21 protein-coding genes (1 of these 21 cut by a window edge) are annotated in these 18,689 nt (G+C 64.1%); 14 read left to right on the forward strand and 7 right to left on the reverse strand.

Annotation, left to right across the window (positions count from 1 at the left end; translation table 11 throughout):
* Positions 1–75 precede the first annotated feature (75 nt).
* Genes napE through D3876_RS07650 form a run of 6 tightly spaced genes read left to right on the forward strand, consistent with a single transcriptional unit; the run spans position 76 to position 4,659 of the window.
* Positions 76–234 (forward strand): periplasmic nitrate reductase, NapE protein, encoded by a 159-nt coding sequence (napE, locus tag D3876_RS07625; protein WP_119760816.1) that lies wholly within the window; start codon positions 76–78, stop codon positions 232–234.
* A complete protein-coding gene (gene napF / locus D3876_RS07630; RefSeq protein WP_119760817.1) occupies positions 231–740 on the forward strand; it encodes a ferredoxin-type protein NapF in 510 nt (169 codons plus the stop codon). The genes napE and napF overlap by 4 nt, the downstream gene beginning before the upstream one ends.
* Positions 733–1,008, forward strand: a complete 276-nt coding sequence (locus D3876_RS07635) for a chaperone NapD (protein WP_119760819.1) — start codon at positions 733–735, stop codon at positions 1,006–1,008. Before napF ends, D3876_RS07635 begins: the two co-directional genes overlap by 8 nt.
* A 15-nt stretch (positions 1,009–1,023) precedes the next feature.
* Positions 1,024–3,516 (forward strand): periplasmic nitrate reductase subunit alpha, encoded by a 2,493-nt coding sequence (napA, locus tag D3876_RS07640; RefSeq protein WP_119760820.1) that lies wholly within the window; start codon positions 1,024–1,026, stop codon positions 3,514–3,516.
* A gap of 13 nt (positions 3,517–3,529) precedes the next feature.
* Complete coding sequence (locus D3876_RS07645) at positions 3,530–4,039, forward strand: nitrate reductase cytochrome c-type subunit (RefSeq protein WP_119760822.1); 510 nt, start codon at positions 3,530–3,532, stop codon at positions 4,037–4,039.
* The gene (locus D3876_RS07650; RefSeq protein ID WP_119760823.1) at positions 4,036–4,659 is read left to right on the forward strand and encodes a cytochrome c3 family protein; all 624 of its coding nucleotides are present in this window, start codon (positions 4,036–4,038) and stop codon (positions 4,657–4,659) included. Before D3876_RS07645 ends, D3876_RS07650 begins: the two co-directional genes overlap by 4 nt.
* Positions 4,660–4,746: 87 nt before the next feature.
* Here D3876_RS07650 and D3876_RS07655 read toward each other — a convergent pair whose 3' ends face one another.
* The 4 genes from D3876_RS07655 to D3876_RS07670 all read right to left on the reverse strand — a co-directional run bounded on the left by D3876_RS07655 (position 4,747) and on the right by D3876_RS07670 (position 8,225).
* Positions 4,747–4,950: a hypothetical protein gene (locus D3876_RS07655; protein ID WP_119760825.1), complete on the reverse strand. Its 204-nt coding sequence runs from the start codon at positions 4,948–4,950 to the stop codon at positions 4,747–4,749.
* 97 nt (positions 4,951–5,047) lie between these two features.
* A complete protein-coding gene (gene ppa / locus D3876_RS07660) occupies positions 5,048–5,575 on the reverse strand; it encodes an inorganic diphosphatase (RefSeq protein WP_119760827.1) in 528 nt (175 codons plus the stop codon).
* On the reverse strand, positions 5,572–7,479 hold the full coding sequence (locus D3876_RS07665; RefSeq protein ID WP_119760829.1) for a M61 family metallopeptidase: 1,908 nt from the start codon (positions 7,477–7,479) through the stop codon (positions 5,572–5,574). The genes ppa and D3876_RS07665 overlap by 4 nt, the downstream gene beginning before the upstream one ends.
* A gap of 86 nt (positions 7,480–7,565) precedes the next feature.
* Positions 7,566–8,225 (reverse strand): DUF1345 domain-containing protein, encoded by a 660-nt coding sequence (locus D3876_RS07670; RefSeq protein ID WP_119760830.1) that lies wholly within the window; start codon positions 8,223–8,225, stop codon positions 7,566–7,568.
* A 50-nt stretch (positions 8,226–8,275) separates the two neighbouring features.
* Here D3876_RS07670 and hisS point away from each other — a divergent pair, with 50 nt between their 5' ends.
* The 7 genes from hisS (at position 8,276) to D3876_RS07705 (ending at position 17,131) form a co-directional block, all read left to right on the forward strand.
* Positions 8,276–9,523 (forward strand): histidine--tRNA ligase, encoded by a 1,248-nt coding sequence (gene hisS / locus D3876_RS07675; protein WP_119760832.1) that lies wholly within the window; start codon positions 8,276–8,278, stop codon positions 9,521–9,523.
* A complete protein-coding gene (prfA, locus tag D3876_RS07680) occupies positions 9,520–10,599 on the forward strand; it encodes a peptide chain release factor 1 (RefSeq protein ID WP_119760834.1) in 1,080 nt (359 codons plus the stop codon). The genes hisS and prfA overlap by 4 nt, the downstream gene beginning before the upstream one ends.
* On the forward strand, positions 10,580–11,407 hold the full coding sequence (gene prmC / locus D3876_RS07685) for a peptide chain release factor N(5)-glutamine methyltransferase (protein ID WP_420801942.1): 828 nt from the start codon (positions 10,580–10,582) through the stop codon (positions 11,405–11,407). Before prfA ends, prmC begins: the two co-directional genes overlap by 20 nt.
* Positions 11,408–11,677: 270 nt before the next feature.
* Positions 11,678–12,394 carry a DUF4167 domain-containing protein gene (locus tag D3876_RS07690; RefSeq protein ID WP_338014317.1) on the forward strand — a complete coding sequence of 239 codons (717 nt, stop codon included), beginning with the start codon at positions 11,678–11,680 and terminating at the stop codon, positions 12,392–12,394.
* 206 nt (positions 12,395–12,600) lie between these two features.
* Entirely contained in the window at positions 12,601–14,061 is a 1,461-nt protein-coding gene (locus D3876_RS07695) for an OprO/OprP family phosphate-selective porin (protein WP_182911918.1), read from the forward strand.
* 141 nt (positions 14,062–14,202) lie between these two features.
* Positions 14,203–15,585: a DUF4139 domain-containing protein gene (locus tag D3876_RS07700; RefSeq protein ID WP_119760840.1), complete on the forward strand. Its 1,383-nt coding sequence runs from the start codon at positions 14,203–14,205 to the stop codon at positions 15,583–15,585.
* 10 nt (positions 15,586–15,595) lie between these two features.
* The gene (locus D3876_RS07705) at positions 15,596–17,131 is read left to right on the forward strand and encodes a DUF4139 domain-containing protein (RefSeq protein WP_119760842.1); all 1,536 of its coding nucleotides are present in this window, start codon (positions 15,596–15,598) and stop codon (positions 17,129–17,131) included.
* Between the two features lie 15 nt (positions 17,132–17,146).
* On the opposite strand, the gene D3876_RS07710 is transcribed toward D3876_RS07705, so the two are convergent.
* Together D3876_RS07710 and D3876_RS07715 are read right to left on the reverse strand one after the other, a co-directional pair.
* Positions 17,147–17,536, reverse strand: a complete 390-nt coding sequence (locus D3876_RS07710; protein WP_119760843.1) for an acyl-CoA thioesterase — start codon at positions 17,534–17,536, stop codon at positions 17,147–17,149.
* Positions 17,533–17,826: a hypothetical protein gene (locus tag D3876_RS07715; RefSeq protein WP_119760845.1), complete on the reverse strand. Its 294-nt coding sequence runs from the start codon at positions 17,824–17,826 to the stop codon at positions 17,533–17,535. The genes D3876_RS07710 and D3876_RS07715 overlap by 4 nt, the downstream gene beginning before the upstream one ends.
* Positions 17,827–17,900: 74 nt before the next feature.
* On the opposite strand from D3876_RS07715, the gene D3876_RS07720 reads away from it, so the two are divergent.
* A complete protein-coding gene (locus D3876_RS07720) occupies positions 17,901–18,329 on the forward strand; it encodes a CBS domain-containing protein (protein ID WP_119760846.1) in 429 nt (142 codons plus the stop codon).
* Here the strand turns inward: D3876_RS07720 and D3876_RS07725 are convergent.
* Positions 18,326–18,689, reverse strand: the 3' end of a protein-coding gene (locus D3876_RS07725; protein WP_119760848.1) for a lipopolysaccharide biosynthesis protein. The gene runs 1,082 nt beyond the window's last position; the window shows 364 of its 1,446 coding nt (coding positions 1,083–1,446); its start codon lies off the right edge, out of view — the gene reads right to left on this strand; it ends in the stop codon at positions 18,326–18,328. The genes D3876_RS07720 and D3876_RS07725 overlap by 4 nt on opposite strands.

Genomic DNA, 18,689 nt, shown 5'->3' on the forward strand with positions numbered 1-18,689 from the left:
TATCCGGTGGTCTTGGGGCTATGTCTTTGATATTCTGCTTTGGCGGCAAGCGCCGCATGCCTTGCGGAGCTGCGAATGAAGCAGGAGTTCGGCCCAGCGACGAAGCGGAGGGAACTCCAGCTTTTCCTCTTTCTGACCGTTGTCCTGTTTCCCCTTCTGGCCATCGGTATCGTCGCGGCATACGGTTTCGTCGTCTGGATGTGGCAGCTCATGATGGGGCCGCCGGGCATATGACGCGAGTGGCGGCCTTCTCGCCCGCACGGCGCGCGTTCCTGCGCGGCGGGGTGCAGGCGGAGCCGGCATTGCGGCCGCCTTGGGCGCTCGACGAGCCCAATTTTCTGGTTGCGTGCGATGGTTGCGGGGTTTGCATCGAGGCATGCCCGGAACATGTCCTTGCGCGCAGCGAAGGCGGATATCCGGTCTTCGACCCCATGCTTGGCGAGTGCCTGTTCTGCGAGGCCTGCGTGACGGCCTGCATCCCGCGTGCGCTTGACAAGACACAAGCCCAGCCGGCCTGGAGGTTGAAGGCCGGCATCGCTTCGACCTGCCTCGCGAAGAACGGCGTAACCTGCTTCAGTTGCCGCGATGCGTGCGGTGAGATGGCGATCCGTTTCAGGCCCGCTCAGGGCGGGGCGGCGCCCGAACTCGATACCGATCGCTGCACAGGGTGCGGCGCGTGTGTCGGCATCTGCCCGGTATCCGCGATATCGCTCGCCCGCCCGGAGAATCCGCATGGATGACGAAGTCCATATCGCGAGCTTCATCGTCCGGCATGTTCCCGAAGCCGCGACGGCGCTCGATCGGCTGGCCGCGGAGTGGGAGGGGCTGGAAATCGCGGCACGCGAGGACGGTCGCATGATCCTGCTCCACGAATGTGGCGGCACGCGCGAACTGCTTGGCTGCATGGACGCCGCACGCGCCATAGCGGGCGTGATCAGCATCAATCTTGTGTACCACCATGCCGAGCCCGGCGCCGCGCTCGCCCAGGAGTGCGTGCCGGCGGGCTGAACAGGAAGGCCGGTCATGACGACACGTCGCGATTTCATCCGGGCGAGCGCCGTCGGCGCGGCTGCCTCGGTGGCGGGCATGACGCTTCCTCCGCGGCTGGCAGAGGCTGCTGCCCAGGCGACGCCAGGCGAACTCAAATGGAGCAAAGCGCCGTGTCGCTTCTGCGGCACCGGATGCGGCGTGTCGGTCGCGGTGCAGGACAATCGCGTCGTGGCGACGCACGGCGATCCCGAGGCTGAGGTGAATCGCGGGCTCAACTGCGTGAAAGGCTATTTTCTCTCCAAGATCATGTACGGCGCTGATCGGCTGACGACTCCGCTGCTGCGCAAGAAGGACGGGCAGTTCTCCAAGGATGGCGACTTCGTGCCGGTGAGCTGGGACGAGGCGTTCGATGTGATGGCGGCGCAGTTCAAGCGCGTGCTCAAGGAAAAGGGCGGCACGGGCATCGGCATGGCGGGCTCGGGCCAATGGACGGTCTGGGAAGGCTATGCCGCGAACAAGCTGATGAAGGCGGGTTTCCGCAGCAATCACCTCGATCCCAATGCCCGGCATTGCATGGCATTGGCGGTGATGGGCTTCATGCGTACCTTCGGCATCGACGAACCGATGGGCTGCTATGACGATTTCGAGGCCGCCGACGCCTTCGTGCTGTGGGGCTCGAATATGGCGGAAATGCACCCGATCCTCTGGACGCGCGTCACCGATCGTCGCCTCTCACACCCCCATGTGAAGGTGGCTGTGCTCTCGACCTTCGAGCATCGCAGCTTCGATCTTGCGGACATCCCGATCATCTTCAAGCCGCAGACCGATCTCGTCATCCTCAACTACATCGCCAACCACATCATCCGGGAAGGCAAGGTCAACGAGGATTTCGTCCGCAAGCATGTGAGCTTCAAGCGCGGGAACGACGATATCGGCTATGGCCTGCGACCCGACAATCCGCTCGAGGTGAAAGCCAGAAACGCGAAGGATCCCGGCGGCGGCCAGCCGATCGATTTCGATGCGTTCGCAAAATTCGTGGAGCCCTACACACTTGACTACGCCGCCGAGATGAGCGGCGTCGAAAAGGGCTGGCTCAGGCATCTCGCCGAGCTCTACGCGGACCCCAAGGTCAAGGTGATGTCGCTGTGGACGATGGGCTTCAACCAGCACACGCGTGGCACCTGGGCCAACAACATGGTCTACAACATCCATCTGCTGACGGGTAAGATCTCGACGCCGGGCAACAGCCCCTTCTCGCTGACCGGGCAGCCCTCGGCGTGCGGCACCGCGCGCGAGGTGGGCACCTTCTCGCACCGCCTGCCCGCGGATCTCGTGGTCACCAATCCTGAGCATCGCCGACACGCCGAGGAGATCTGGAAGATCCCGCACGGCACGATCGTAGACAAGGTCGGCTATCACATCGTCGAGCAGAACCGGATGCTCAAGGATGGAAAGCTCAACGCCTATTGGGTGATGGCCAACAACAACATGCAGGCCGCCGCCAACCTCAACGAGGAAGGCTATCCGGGCTATCGCAACCCCGACAATTTCATCGTCGTCTCGGATCCCTATCCGACCGTAACTGCGCAGGCCGCCGACCTGATCCTGCCGACCGCGATGTGGGTCGAGAAGGAAGGCGCCTATGGCAATGCCGAGCGCCGGACGCAGTTCTGGCACCAACTCGTCAAGGCTCCGGGCGAGGCGCGCTCCGACCTATGGCAGCTCATGGAATTCTCCAAGCGCTTCACCACCGACGAATGCTGGTCCGCCGAACTGCTCGCAGCCAATCCGGCGTACAAGGGCAAGACGTTGTTCGACGTGCTGTTCCGCAACGGCAAGGTCGATCGCTTCCCGGTGGGCGACGTCGAGGCGGGATACGACAATGACGAGGCGAAGGTCTTCGGCTTTTACCCGCAAAAGGGGCTGTTCGAGGAATATGCCGAGTTTGGCCGCGGCCATGGTCACGATCTCGCGCCCTTCGACCAATATCACAAGGCGCGCGGCCTGCGCTGGCCCGTGGTCAACGGGCGTGAGACGCGCTGGCGCTTCAAGGAAGGCAGCGATCCCTATGTGAAGCCCGGCAGCGACTGGCAGTTCTATGGCAACAAGGACGGACGCGCGGTGATCTGGGCGCTGCCCTATGAGCCGCCCGCCGAAGCGCCCGACGCCGAATATGACCTCTGGCTCGTCACGGGGCGCGTGCTGGAGCACTGGCATTCAGGGTCGATGACGATGCGCGTGCCCGAGCTCTACAAGGCCTTTCCTGCTGCGGTCGTGTTCATGAATCCCGACGACGCCAAGGCGCGCGGGCTCAAGCGTGGTGACGAGGTGAAGGTGATCTCGCGCCGCGGAGAGATGCGCAGCCGCGTCGAGACGCGCGGACGCAATCGCGTGCCGTGCGGCCTCGTCTTCGTGCCCTGGTTCGACGCCGGGCAGCTCATCAACAAGTCGACGCTCGATGCGACCTGTCCGATCTCGAAGCAGACCGATTTCAAGAAATGCGCGGTGAAGGTGGTGATGGCCTGAAAGGGGATCGAGAATGCGTTCTGCCATATCGTCGCTCCTGGCCCTCACGCTAGCCCTGGGCGGATGCGGATCGGGGCATGAAGAGGTGCCGGGCAAGAGCCCCGACGATCCCGTCGTCATCACCAATGCGGGTCAGCAGATCGACGCGATGCGCCGCGGCGTTCCTATCGACAAGGAGGCAAGTCCGCCCCCGATGGCGCGCGTGGAGAATTTCGATCGTCCGCGGCCGGTGAATTATGAAATGCAGCCGCCGACGATCCCGCACGCGATCGACAACTACCAGCTCACCGTCAACACCAACCGGTGCATGCTGTGCCACACGCGCTCCAACGCCGTGAAGTTCCAAGCGCCGCCCGTCAGCGAAAATCACTATGTCACGCGCGAGGGGAAGGTTCTCGAGCAGATATCCTCGCGTCGCTATTTCTGTGTCCAGTGCCATGTCGTGCAAACCGACGCGCCGCCGCTGGTGGACAATAATTTCAAGGGCATCGAGATCAGCTCGACGGGGGAGGCAGCAAGATGATCGGGGCTCGAATCCGCGCGATCTGGAATGGCGTCTGGTCGTGGCTGCGGCCCTTCTGGAGCGCGCTAAGCTCGCCCAGCGTGCACTTCAGCCTCGGATTCCTGACGCTCGGCGGTTTCATCGCGGGCATCATGTTCTGGGGTGGCTTCAACACCGCGATGGAGGCGACCAATACCGAGCAATTCTGCACGGGCTGCCACGAGATGCACGACAATGTGTTCGCCGAGCTGAAGACGACGATCCACTACAATAATCGCTCGGGCGTGCGCGCGGTCTGCTCGGACTGCCACGTTCCGCACAACTGGACCGACAAGATGGCGCGCAAGATGCAGGCGTCGAAGGAGGTCTGGGGCAAGATCTTCGGCACCGTGAACACACGCGAGAAGTTCCTCGACAAGCGGCTTGAGCTCGCCAAACACGAATGGGCACGGCTGAAGGCAAATGACTCACTAGAATGCCGCAACTGCCATCAATATGACTCGATGGATCTCACGCGTCAGTCGCGCCGCGCCGCGCAGATCCACCAGCGCTATCTCGGCACCGGCAAGAACACCTGCATCGACTGCCACAAGGGCATTGCGCACCAGTTGCCCAACATGACCAGAATTCCACAGGGCTGACTCTCGAGCTGCTACGAGTTTCGTCGCGGACTGGCCGGTAGCCTATCCGTCAGTCCGCTCCTGGCCGACATCGGTCGCCCGTTCGGCTTATTCCTCGATCAGGTCGAGATAGGTGATCACATCATTGTCCGTGGCGATGAACAGGCCATCCTGCAATTCGGTGGGCTGGCGCGCGGCGATTGTGATCGCCTCTGAGAGCGGCCCGTAGAACAGCGTCGTCGCGGCGCCGCCCTCTGCCTCGCCGTCGAGGTGATAGAGGCGGACGGATATGGTGTCGGAAACGCTTCTCATCGTACCCGCAAGCTAGAAACCAAAAGTCCCGCGCCGACAAGGCGGAAGGCATCTGCCCTCGCCCGTCGCTGCGGGACCTTCAATTCGCCATTTCTGCTTAGGCCTTGGCGCGCTCGATGGCTTCCTCGAGCACCTTGCGCGCGTCGTCCGCATTGCCCCAGGTGCCGACGCGGACCCACTTCTCGGACTCCAGGTCCTTATAGTGGGTGAAGAAGTGCTCGATCTGCGCCATCACGATTGAGGGCAGGTCGTCCTTCTCGCCGACATCGGTGTAATAGGGGAAGGTTTTGTCGACGGGCACCGTCAGCAGCTTTTCGTCGCCGCCGGCCTCGTCTTCCAGATAGAGCACCGCGATCGGGCGCACCTTCACCACGGAGCCGGGGATGAAGGGTGAACGCGCGACGACGAGCGCGTCGAGCGGATCGCCGTCGGGCGACAGTGTGTGCGGGATGAAGCCGTAATTGGCGGGATAGCGCATCGGCGTGTGGAGGATGCGATCGACGAACAGCGCGCCCGACTTCTTGTCGAACTCGTATTTCACGGGTTCGCCGCCGACGGGCACTTCGATGATGACGTTGATGCTCTCGGGCGGGTTGTCCCCGACCGGGATAAGGTCGATGTTCAAGGTTTAGGCTCCAGAAGACGGTCGAGAGTCGCCGCGCCGTTAGCCGCTTTTTCGAGCCTTGGATAGCGCAGACCGCCCGCATAGGCGATTTCCACATCGCGGAAGCGATCACCTGACTGGATCAGGAGCCGAATGGGCGCCTTGTTGCTTTTGGCCGCGGTGATCGCCTCCTTGATGCGATCGTCCGACCAGGCGTGGCCCGCGACCGCGACGATCTTGTCGCTGATGCGCAGCCCCGCGTCGAATGCCGGGCTGTCCCACATCACCTGGCTCACCTCGCCGCTGTTCTTGACCGTCAGGCCCAGCGAATAGCTCAGATCGGTGTTCTTGCCGCGGCGCTCGCCATCGGTGATGAAGCTTGTCGGCTCCTCGGTATAGACGAGGCGATAGCCAGCATCGGTGAAGCCCTTGAGCGGCGCGTTCTTCGAGGTCTCGGCCAGACGCTGCGTCAGAAAGCCCGCCCAGTCCCAGGCGACGACGCCGTTGAGCGCCGCGACGACATCGCCGAACACATAGGTGCGCACGCCCCAGTCCCCGTCGCGGCCGCCGAAGAAGCTTTGCGCGAAATCGTCCATCGACTTCCTGCCGCCCGATTGCCTGCGGATGATCGTGTCGGCTTCGAGCCAGACGAGCATGCCGCCATTGTAATAGTCTTCCGAACGTTGCCAGCTCGTCCAGCCCTTGGGCTTGCGCGGCGTGATGACGGGATCGTTGGTCGTGTCGCGCAGCGGGCGCCATTGCAGGCCCGCGCGATTGTCGAGGCTGGCGGCGATGGAGGCGAGCGCGTCCAGCGTCTCCTGCTTCGAGAACAGCCCCGAACGCGCACCGAGCACATAGCCCCAGAACTGCGTCTGCCCTTCATAGACCCAGAGCAGATCGTCGTTCATCGGCACGTTGAAATTGGGCGTCCAGTTGCCCGCAGGACGGCGATGCTTGCCGTTCCAGCTATGCGTGAGCTCGTGCGGCAGCAGGTTGCGGCGGCCGGGGCCCTTGTCCCACTCGGTGAAATATTCACGGTTCACGCCGTTTTCGGAGGAACGGTGATGCTCGAGCCCGATCCCGCCCATCTCATCGGTCAGCGCCAGCAGGAATTCGTACTTGTCGTAATGCTGCACGCCGAACAGCTTGACCGCCTGCTCGGCGAGCCGACGATGCGCCGCAATGTGCTCGGGCTTGGCCGCGAGATATTTGGCCTCGTCAGCGACGATGTTGAGGCCGACGCGCGGGGTCAGTTGCTCGCGGCGGAAATGCCTGCCCGCAAAGACGGGCGAATCGATGAGCGTCTCGTAATCGGTGGTTTCGTAGTTGTAGGTCGAGCCATTGGCGCTCGACGGCAGGCCCGACGCCGCCTTCCACCCGGAGGGATATTTCACCGTCGCCTTCACCGGGATACGACGCGTGAAATAGCCGGCGGGGTAGAGCGAGACCTGCTCGAACTGCAGGTTCATCATGACGGGCGTGATGACGACGCGACCCTGATCCTCATCGGTCGCGGAGACGAAGTCGAAGCTGATGTCGAGCTGAGACGCGCCCTCGGGCACGTCGATATGGAAGGCGTGGACGTCCAGATTGTCGCGCCGCCATGCGAGCGTCTTGCCTGCCGCACGAATCTTGAGGCCGGCGAGCTTCTCGATCTCGCCACGCGGCGCATGCTTGCCGGGCAGCCAGTCGGAAAAGAGCAAGGTCATGGCCCCCGCCTTGGCGACGGGGATGGTCTGCTTCACGCGGTAGATCGCCCGCTGGACGTCGGTCGCGTCGACATCGAGCGTCATTGTGCCGGGATAGGCGATGTCTTGCGGCGGTGCGATCGTGTCGGCCACCGGTGCTGGCTGTGAAACGCTGTTCTGCGCCAATGCGGACGTGGACGCGAGCAGCAGCGGCATAACAATCAGACGTGCGAACATGGAAAGGATTTCCCCCGGAATCATGCGATATTGTTACATGCTCTTAGGGCGACCGACGCGCTGGGGTCCACCCCCGCGCGCAAGATTCATGCTCCACCCAGCGTGTTGATGACGAATGCGAGGATGCCGATGTTGAACACGAACGCCGCCATGCTCTGCAGCAGCACGATTCGCCGCATATGTCCGCCCGCAACGGTGACGTCGGACGTCTGGAAGGTCATGCCCAGCGTGAAGCTGAAATAGAGGAAGTCCCAGTAATCGGGGGTGTCGTCTCCCGGAAACTCCAGTCCGCCGAAATCGCCCGCGGCGTCGGGCAGATAATAGAGATGCGCATAATGCATCGCGAACACCGTGTTGGCGAACAGCCAGGTGCTCGCGAGCGATATGACCACGACAAGCGCATCGCGTGCGTCGCGCGTCTCGCCCGGGCTGAGCAGCGACCCGATCGTCACGAGTATGGCGATCAAGACGACGACGGTGATAACCAGCATGAGCAGCCGGTTGGCGTCGTTCGCAGCCGCATGATTGCGCATCACGTCGGCGTCGCCTTGTTTGAGCAGCATTGCGGCCGCGATCAGGAAGCAGAGCGCGGCGGCGTCAAATGCCGCCAGCAGCGCCAGCCGCCAGTCTTCAGGTGCAAATAGCTGGGCAGCAGTCGGGATGCCGAAGATCAGAACGAACAGGAACAGCAGGAAGCGCGGCGGCGCTATCCGATTGCCCACACCCTTGCGTTCCGGCTGCGTCATGATGCGGACGCTAGCGATTTTGAAAACTCTCTACTAGATAGCGCAGCATTATGGCTGGACAGACCCCAAATCGCATCCGTGGAACGCAGGACATGCTCGGCGAGGCGCAGCGCGCCTATCAGCATGTCGTCGACACGTTCGACCGCGTCCGCGTGCTCTACGGCTTCCAGCGCGTCGAGGTGCCCGTGTTCGAGGCGACCGCGGTCTTCGCACGCTCGATCGGCGAGACCACCGATGTCGTCTCGAAGGAGATGTATACCTTTCCCGATCGCGGTGGGGATTCGCTGACGCTGCGCCCCGAATTCACCGCGGGCATCTGCCGCGCCTATCTGACCGAGGGCTGGCAGCAGTTCGCCCCACTGAAGCTCGCGGCCTCGGGCCCGGTATTTCGCTATGAACGCCCGCAGAAAGGACGTTTTCGCCAGTTCCACCAGATCGATGCCGAGATCATCGGCGCCGCCGAACCGCAGGCGGATATTGAGCTGCTCGTCTTTGCCGACCAGCTCTTGCGCGAACTCGGCATTGCCGACGAGGTGACGCTTCAGCTCAACACGTTGGGCGACGCGCCGACGCGCGACGCCTGGCGCGCCGCGCTGATCGCGCATTTCGAGAAGCACCGCGGCGAACTGTCGGAGGACAGTCTCGATCGGCTCGCGCGCAATCCGCTGCGTATTCTCGACAGCAAGGATCCGCGCGACCGGCCGATCGCCGACAGCGCGCCCGGGATCGACGGCTTCCTGACCGAGGAAGCTGCGGCCTATTTCGCCGCGGTGACGTCGGGGCTAGACGCCGCGGGCGTGAAATGGACGCGCAACGAAACGCTGGTGCGCGGGCTTGATTATTATCGCCACACCGCCTTCGAGTTCGTCACCGACCGGCTGGGCGCGCAGGGCACGGTGCTTGCGGGCGGGCGTTATGACGGGCTGATCGGCTCGCTCGGCGGTCCTGAAACCCCAGGCGTTGGCTGGGCTGCGGGGATCGAACGGCTGGCGATGCTGGCGGGTGCGCCGGCAGCCGAAGGACCGCAGGTCGCGCTGATCCCGATGGGCGCAGCCGCCGAGGCCGCGGCGCAGGGCATCGTTGCCGCGCTGCGCCGCGCGGGGGTTTCGGCCGATATGGCGTATCGCGGCAATATGAAGAAGCGCATGCAGAAGGCGAATACCGCGGGTGCGCGCTTCGCTGTCATCCTTGGCGATGATGAACTCGCGAAGGGCGTCGCAGCGGTCAAGGATCTCGCTTCGGGTGCGCAGTCCGAAGTGACGCTGGATACGCTGGTGGAAGCGGTCCGGGCGGCATGATCTCGATCTCGGCCGACCGCATTGCCGCGATCGAGGCGCGGCGCGACGAGCTGCAGGCGATGATGACGCGCAGCGACCTCGCGCCCGAGCAGTTCGTTGCGCTGTCCAAGGAATATGCCGAGATCGAACCCGTCGCGATCGCTGCGGGCGAGGTGCGCCGGCTGCGCGCCGAACTCGAGGTGCTGGGCGGGCTGGTCACCGACAGCAGCGCCGAGCAGGAGATTCGCGAAATGGCGGTCGAGGAGGCGGCGGAAATCCGCGACAAGCTGCCTCAGGCCGAACGGGATCTCGCGCTGCGGCTGCTGCCGAAGGACGTCGCGGATCAGCGGCCCGCGATGCTCGAAATCCGCGCGGGAACGGGCGGGGATGAGGCGGCGCTGTTCGCGGGCGATCTCTTTCGCATGTATTCGCGCTTCGCCGAAAATCAGGGCTGGCGCGTCGAGCTGATTTCGGCCAGCCCCTCGGATGTTGGCGGCTACAAGGAAGTCGTCGCCAGCCTGTCGGGCCAGGGCGTGTTCGCGCGGATGAAGTTTGAGAGCGGCGTCCACCGCGTTCAGCGCGTCCCCGTCACCGAAAGCGGCGGGCGAATCCATACTTCCGCGGCGACCGTGGCGGTGCTCCCCGAGCCTGAAGAAGTCGATGTCGACATCGACGACAAGGATTTGCGCATCGACGTCTTCCGCTCGTCGGGCGCGGGCGGGCAGCACGTCAACACCACCGACAGCGCGGTGCGCATCACCCACCTGCCGTCGGGCATCGTTGTCAGCCAGCAGGACGAAAAGTCGCAGCACAAGAACAAGGCCAAGGCAATGAAGGTGCTGCGCGCACGCCTTTATGAGGCCGAACGCGAGCGCCTGGCGAGCGCGCAGGCGGGCGCGCGCAAATCGATGGTCGGATCGGGCGACCGATCGGAGCGCATCCGCACCTATAATTTCCCGCAGGGACGCGTGACCGATCACCGGATCAACCTGACGCTGCATCGACTCCCCGAAATCCTCGAGGGGCAGCTCGACGAACTCGTCTCCGCACTGGTCGCCGAGGATGAGGCTGAGCGGCTTGCCAATCTCGATAGCTGAGGCGCTCCGCGTGGCCGCGGGGCGGCTTGACGGGGCAAGTGATACGCCGCGGCTCGACGCCGAGCTACTGATGGCGCATGCGCTGGGCGTTTCGCGAGAAGATGTGCTGCTGGGACGCGCGGGTTCGGTGGCGCCGGCTCGATTCGAGGCGCTGGTCGAGCGCCGCCTGACAGGTGAGCCACTGGCCTATATCACGGGCACGCGCGATTTCTGGACGATCACGCTGGGCGTTGCCCCCGGAGTGCTGATCCCCCGCCCCGACAGCGAGACGCTGATCGAAGCGGGTGTCGCGCATTTCGGTTCGGACGGACCTCGAACAGTGCTCGATCTCGGCACCGGTCCGGGCACGCTGCTGCTCGCCGCGCTCGATCAATGGCCCGCGGCGATCGGGCTCGGCATCGATGCATCCGAAATCGCGCTCGATATCGCGCGGGCCAATGCGGCGCGGCTGGGCATGGCGGGCCGCGCGACTTTTCGGCATGGCGACTGGGCGAAGGGGCTGGCGGAGCGCTTCGACCTCATCCTGTGCAACCCGCCCTATATCGCCGAAAGCGAGCAGATCGCGCATGGCGTCAGCGGCTTTGAGCCGCACGAAGCGCTGTTTGCGGGTCCCGACGGACTGTCGGGCTATCGAAAACTGGCGTGCCAGATTCCTCCGCTGATCGCCGCGGGGGGGCTTGCCGCAATCGAGATAGGCTCCACGCAACGCACGGAGGTGGAAGCGTTTTTTGCCGACAGCGGCTGTGTGGTGACATGCCAGCGGGACCTGGGCGGTCGCGACCGCGCGATCCTGCTTTCGCGCCAATAACAGCGATAGCGGCTTTTTTCGCACATTTCCCCTTGGCGAGCGTCGGGTCGCTCGCTAGATAGGAAGCAGGGACGGGCAAATCGACAGCGTAGCTCTGAATTTGCCGTTACCTGCCCCCAAAGTCATGACGTCGCTGAAGTCCGGTGGCTCAGGCAAAAGGCACGACGCGCGCGCTTGAAAGCGTGCGCGGCAAGGCCGGACAGGGGCTGACAACCGTGTTAACGGGAGCGTTGTCTAGGTTTTACGCTAGTCAAGGACACATACAGCTTGATGAACAATCGTCAGTCCGGCCGCAGGCGCGGCCGCGGCGGCCAGCGGGCACAATCCGGCCCGGGCCGGCCCGAACAGGGCAATCGCATCGACAATCGTGCTCGCGGCAATGCGGCGCAGCTTCACGAGAAGTACAAGAACCTTGCGCGCGACGCCCAGACCCAGGGCGACCGGGTCATGGCCGAATATTATTTCCAGTTCGCGGATCATTATTTCCGCGTGCTCAATGAAGGCCGTGCCCGCTTCGAGGAAAATCGCCGCCAACGCGATGACATCCAGGACGATGAGGATATCGGCGAGGATGTCCGGGCAGAAGAGGCGCAGGACGAGGCTGGTGGCGAACGGCCGGAGCAGGACGACTTCCGTCGCCAGCGCCGCAATCGCGACCGCGCTCCCCAGCGTGAGGACCGCGAAGATGCTCCCGAACGGTATCAGGCGCAGGATCACGCATATGGCGATGAGCCGGCGGAGCCCGAGGCATCCGAGGCACAGTCGCCGCAGCCCGCGCCCCGTGCGCGTGCCGGCCTGCGGCCGCGCCGCGCCGCAAAGCCGGACACCAACGGTCATGCCGTGGATGCGCCTGCCGAGCTGAGCCTCGGCGCAGATCGCCTGCCGCCCGCACTGTCGGCGGCAACCGAGGAACCGGCTCCCGCGCCAAAGCCGCGCACGCGGCGTCCGCGCAAGTCGGCTGAAGCCGAGGCGACCGTCGAGAGCTGATTGACCTGAGGCTGATAGGCCTCCGCGTCAAATGCAAGACATCAAGGGGTGGTACCGTAATGCGGTGCCGCCCCTTTTGCATTGCGGGGCGTTCTATAATGTCATCAAACAGTCATTCTGCTGTCGCGTGGCTGTCATCAACGTGCCTTAGCGGCGTCACCGAACAGCGGGCGGGCGTCCGGAAATTCGATGAAGAGACAAAGCCGATGAAGACTCTCACTCTGGCCGCGTTGCTTGGTGCCACCGCGCTGACAGCACCCGCCAAGGCGCAGACTGCGCCTAGCGCCGCGGATATCCAGGCGCTTAAGGCGCAGATCGACGCGCTTCAGGCCAAGGTCACTGAACTTGAGGCACAGATGCAGGCGAGCAAGGCGACCGCGGCCGCGGCAAGCGCCGCCCCCGCCGCACAGGCGCCCGTCAAGACAGCGGAAGCTTCGGCACCAAGCTGGAAAGGCGCGCCGCAGTTCGAGGACAAGGCCAAGGGTTTCAGCTTCAAGCCGACCGGCTTCTTCCAGTTCGATACGGGCTATGTCGGCAACCCCGATGACGCGATCGCTACCACCAACCTCGGTTATCGCACGCGCGCACGCCGAATCGTGCTCGGTGCGCAGGGCAGCCTGCCCGGCGGCTTCGGCTACAAGGCCGAATTCAACTTCGCCAATGGCGAGGTGGGCTATGAGGACGTGATCCTGACCTGGCAGGGCAAGGGCAGCCCGTTGCTGGTGACGCTGGGCAATCAGTTTCCGCTCTCGGGTCTCGACGCGGTGACCAGCTCCAAGCTCGGCACTGTGCTGGAACGCGATCAGGCGACTGATGCGTTTGGCTTCGCTCGCCGGATCGGCGCTTCGATGGGCCTTGTCGACCCTAAGGACCGCTACACGCTGACCGCGGGCATCTTCCAGGGTCCGATCAACAACAGCTTTTCGGACAACCAGTGGCAGGCGAGCATCCGTGGCACCTTTGCACCCTGGATCGGCGACAATGGCCGACTCCATCTGGGCGCGAATTATCAGCATCGCGAAAACGCCACCACCATGACGCCCCAGGCGCGCTATCGCGCGCGGCCCTTCACCCAGTTGACCGACGTCCGTTTCGTCGACACGGGCACGCTCAACGTCAGGGGCGACGATATTCTGGGCGTCGAGCTCGCGGGCATCTTCGGCCCGTTCCATTTTGCCAGCGAGGCACGCAAGCTCTGGACCGACGGCTATTCGCCCAGCACCGGCAACACCGGCGCGGGACAGGTGCTCGAAAGCGCGCCCGACTTCTTCCAGGGATATGTGGAGGCGGGCTTCTTCTTCACCGGCGACACCCGCGCCTACAAGGCGGGCAAATGGGACAGAGTGAAGGTCAGCAATCCGGTCGACAAGGGCGGCATCGGCGCGATCCAGCTCAATGCGCGGCTCGACTATCTCGACCTTAGCGACCGCTTCGCCTCGGATCTGGTCCCCGCGCCGATCCTGATCAATGGCGGCCAGCAGACCGGCTATGAGATGAGCCTGATCTGGAACCCCGTCGATTATCTGCGTTTCCTGCTCCAATATTCGCACATCGAAGTGGAGGGCGGTCCGCAGGCTGCGACGGTGGTGCCGGTATCGACCCGGCCTGTCGACCAGCGCAGCTACGGCACAGATTCGGTCGCGTTGCGCGCGCAGATCGAATTCTGATCCCAGGACCCGATCGTTTGAGGCGGAGGCGCGAAGCGTGTCCGCTCAAAGCGTGAATCGGGTTCGCCCCCGAAACATTTTCCGGCTTCGCGCCGGGCGAGTGATAGGGCATGACATGCCTTCCAAGCGGAGGGGGATGTCATGCGTAAGCTGTTGGCTTTGGCTCTGGCCGTCGCACCGACGGTGTCGCTCGCGCAGAACGCGCAGGGCGATGTTGCGGTCACCATCTACAACAACAATCTCGCTCTGGTGCAGGACGTGCGCCAGATTGCGTTGCCCGCTGGCCGCGCGAAGATCGAGTTTCCCGATGTGTCCGCGCAAATCCGCGCCGAGACGGTGACGCTCGCCGGGGCCGATTTCGGCATCGTCGAGCAGAATTTCGATTATGATCTGCTGTCCCCATCCGCACTGATGGAAAAAGCGGTGGGGCAGGTGGTGACGATCGTCCGCACCAATCCGGGCACGGGAGCCGAGACGCGCGAGCAGGCCAAAGTGCTCGCGGTCAATGGTGGGGTGGTGCTTCAGATCGGACCAAGGATAGAGGTGCTGCGCGATGACGGGCTGCCCGTTCGCGTGATCTTCGATCGTGTGCCGCCCAATCTGCGCGCGCGGCCCACGCTTTCGGTGTCGCTCGATTCGGGGCGCGCGGGCACGCGGCCACTGACGCTCAGCTATCTGACACCCGGTCTCGGCTGGAAGGCCGACTATGTCGCGCTGTTCGACGAGGCGAAGGGCGCGATCGACGTCCAGGGCTGGATCACGCTCACCAACAATTCCGGAACGACTTACAGCAATGCCGAGACGCTGCTCGTCGCCGGTTCGGTGGGGCAGAATGACGGCGGCGGCTATCGCCCGGTGCGCCGCGGAGGTGGCGCACTTGAACGGCCGGGCACCGAAACCGCCGCGCGCGAACAACTCGGCGACTTCTATCTCTATCCGATCAAGGAACGCACCACGATCGCGCAGGCGCAGCAGAAGCAGGTCAGCTTTCTCGACGTCTCCGGTGCGCCGGCATCCAAGGCTTATGAATATCGCAATGGCTGGCTGGGGACGAGCGACGAGGCGCGCAGCGCCGCGACTGTGCTTAAATTCTCGAGCGCCAAATCGGACGGTCTCGGCGATGCGCTGCCGGCGGGCACGGTCCGCGTCTACGTCCGCGATGCGCGGGGCCAGCCACAGTTCATCGGCGAGAACAATATCGGGCACACCCCGATGGGGTCTTCGCTTGCGCTCAAGACGGGCGAAGCGTTCGACGTGAAAGTGCGGTCCGTGGTCGAAATGCGCGAAAAGCTCGGCAAGGATCGCTGGCGCACGACGATGCGTTACACGCTCACCAATGCGCGCGCCAATGCGGTGACGGTCGATCTGATTCAGGCGGGGCTCGACAATTGGTGGCAGGATACGCGGATCACCGATGAAAACCTGAAGAGCGAACGGCGTTCGGCCGATGAGGCGCTGTGGAAGGTGCCCGTGCCCGCCAACGGTGAAGCGGTCGTGACCGCGACCTTCGATACGCGCTATTGAGGCGGGCGCGATGCGCTGGCTCGCGCCCCTCTTGTTGCTGTCGGCGACGCACGCGCTCGCCGAAACGGTGACATCGCCCGGCCCCGATGCGGTTTCGGTGAGCATCTATCGCGCGCCACACCGCGGTGCTGACGAGGCGATGGATCTCGATTGGCTTCAGGGCTTCGCACTCGTGACCGAAACCCGGCGAGTATCGATCCCCGCGGGCGAGGGCGCGATACGCTTCGAAGGTGTCGCGGGCGGCATTCTTCCCGAAAGCGCGATCGTGACCGGGTTGCCCGAAGGTGTGTTCGAGAAGAACCAGGACTCCAATCTGCTGAGCTATGCGGCGCTCGCCTCGGGCACGCTCGGACGACCGGTGACGATCCGCCGCACCGATCGCGCGACGGGCAAGGTGACGGTGAGCGACGCGGTGCTCCGTTCTGCCGGAACCGGGGGCGGGGCAATCATCATCCAGAGTGCAGCGGGTTTCGAGGCGGTAAGCTGTTCGGGGCTGTCCGAGGCGACACTGTTCGCGCAAGTGCCCGAAGGTCTTTCGGCCAAGCCGACATTGTCGGTGCGCACGCGTAGCAACCGCGCGCTGACGGCGACCGTCACGCTTTCTTATCTCGCCGCCAATTTCGACTGGCAGGCCAATTATGTCGCGACGCTTGGGGAGGACGGCAAGTCGCTCGACCTGTTCGGCTGGGTGACGCTGGCGAGCGCTGATGAAACCACCTTTGTCAACGCGCACGCGATGGCGATCGCGGGACGCGTTCAGCGCGTTGAGGAAGAGAATCGTCCGAGTGCGGCTGACAAACCCTATCTCACCTGCTGGCCCAATCACACCACGACGAGCGGCCTGATGCCGCCGCCACCCCCGGCGCCACCGCCTCCACCGCCCGCGCCGATGATGGAGATGGCAATGGCAGCCCCGGCGGTCGGCGATGATTGCGATAGCTGCATCGTCGTGTCAGCAAACAGGGTCCGGCAGGAGGATCTGGCAGATCTCAAACTTTACCGCGTGCCCGAGCCGGTGACGGTCGCCGCCCACAGCCAGAAACAGGTGGCCTTGCTCGATAGGAAGCGCGTGCCCGTCTCGATCGTCTATCGCAGCCGTGTCGCCAGCGGCGACGCCGAGCAGCCCGAAATCCTCATCCGCGCGCGCAATCGCGAGGCAGACGGCCTCGGCCTGCCGCTGCCCCAGGGTTCGGTCGCAATCTACGACAAGGCTGCGGGGCGCGATCTTCTGCTGGGCGAGTCATCGCTCGATGACAAGGCGATTGGCGAGGACGTCGAGATCAAGGTGGGGGAAACCCCCAATGTCACCGCCGAAACCGATACGCTCGATTCGGGCAAGGACTGGGATCGCTATGCGCTCACCGTTTCCAACGCCAATCCCTGGCCGATCCGCTTCGAAGCCGAACTGACCGGATGGGACGGCGAAAGGCTTTCGGGATTCAGTCACAAGGTCCGGCGCAAGGACGGCAAATGGCTCTGGGAAAGCACAATCCCGGCCAATGGGACCGCACGGCTCGACTATCGCGTCAATGAAGCACGCGACTAGCGATCGTCCGCGCCGTCAGTCGCGTCCCGGCAACGGCTGCGGCCTGTGGTTTTCGTCCAACGCAACGAAGGTGTAGATCGCCTCGGTCACCTTGACCTCGGTCTCGCCGCGATCGCGCGTTGCGATCACTTCGATCTTGATGGCCAGGCTGGTGCGGCCGCGCCGCACGACATGCGCATAGATGGAAATGAGGTCGCGCACGAGAATCGGCGCGATGAACTCCATCGCTTCGATCGCGACCGTTGCAACAGGGCCCTGCGCCTCGCGCGAGGCAACGATGCCGCCCGCGATATCCATCTGCGAGAGAATCCAGCCGCCAAAGATATGGCCGTTGGAGTTGATGTCGCTGGGGCCGGGGACCACGCGCAATATGGGGTCGCGGGGCGCGCTGCCGATCTGGGTCATTCGTTCTCGTCCTTGGAAAAGTCCTGGATTTTCTCGTCATGGCCGGTGCCCGAACTCAGGAACACCAGCCCCATCAAAGCGGTGCCGAGCAACACCGAAAGCCCGACGCCCAGCACCGTCGCGATAATCATGTGAATGCTAAGCGGCCCATAGCTGAGCCGAAGATAGGCCAGCGCGGCGCCGATCGCGATGATCGCCGCCAACGCCATCCACGCCATCAGCTTCCTGTACCGGCGCCACGCGAAGCGGGCATATTCGGGATCGGAAAGGTCCGGCCTGTCGTCGGTCATGCCCTTTCCTTTGTGGCCAAGTCATGGGAACATCAAGGCTCCAGGGCATAAAAGAGCAAGGGAGAGTCGCAGCTATGACGATCCAGGCGATACTTGAGCGGAACCCGCATACGGTCATTTCCATCACCGGCGACACCAGTGTCGCGGACGCGGTGTCGATTCTCGCAGAGAAGCGCATAGGCGCGCTTCCCGTCGTCGAAAACGGCGCGGTGCTCGGAATCTTTTCTGAGCGTGACGTGATCTACTGCCTCGAGCGCGAGGGCGCGGCCGCGCTTGCAAAAACCGTGGCGGAGGTGATGACCGCGCCCGCGGTGACGACCGATCCCGAGACCACCGCGCTCGGTGCTCTGTCGCTGATGACGCAGCGACGCATCCGCCATCTCCCCGTCGTCAGAGGGGGCCGTATGGTCGGCTTCGTCTCGATCGGCGATCTCGTCAAATACCGTATCGACAAGATCGAGGCCGAAGCGAACGCGATGCGCGACTATATTCAGAGCGTTTAGGCAGCAGCAGGCCGACGCCGAAAGACGAGCCGAAGCAGCTCGTCGAGCGTCGCGCGTGCGAAGAGCAGAAGTAGCGCCGCGTAGGACAGCCCCCCAAGAGCGATGAGCGCCAGCAGGTGCGGCAGAGGGGCGAGCGGGGGCAGCATCGAGTCGCCTGCCCACGCGACAAGCGCCATCCCCGCGGCGGCGATCAGGCCTGGCGCCACCGCGCGCGCAAGATCGCGCCAGCGCGCGCCTATGACGGGTAGGGCGAGCGCGCACGCCGCGAGCGTGGTCACCGGAAAGCCGAAGAGCCACGCCCAGGCGAGCCCCGCGACCCCAAAGCGCGATCCGACCAGAAAGGCGATCACCATGATGGCA

This window comes from Sphingomonas cavernae (assembly GCF_003590775.1).
In the GTDB taxonomy this organism is placed as follows: domain Bacteria; phylum Pseudomonadota; class Alphaproteobacteria; order Sphingomonadales; family Sphingomonadaceae; genus Sphingobium_A; species Sphingobium_A cavernae.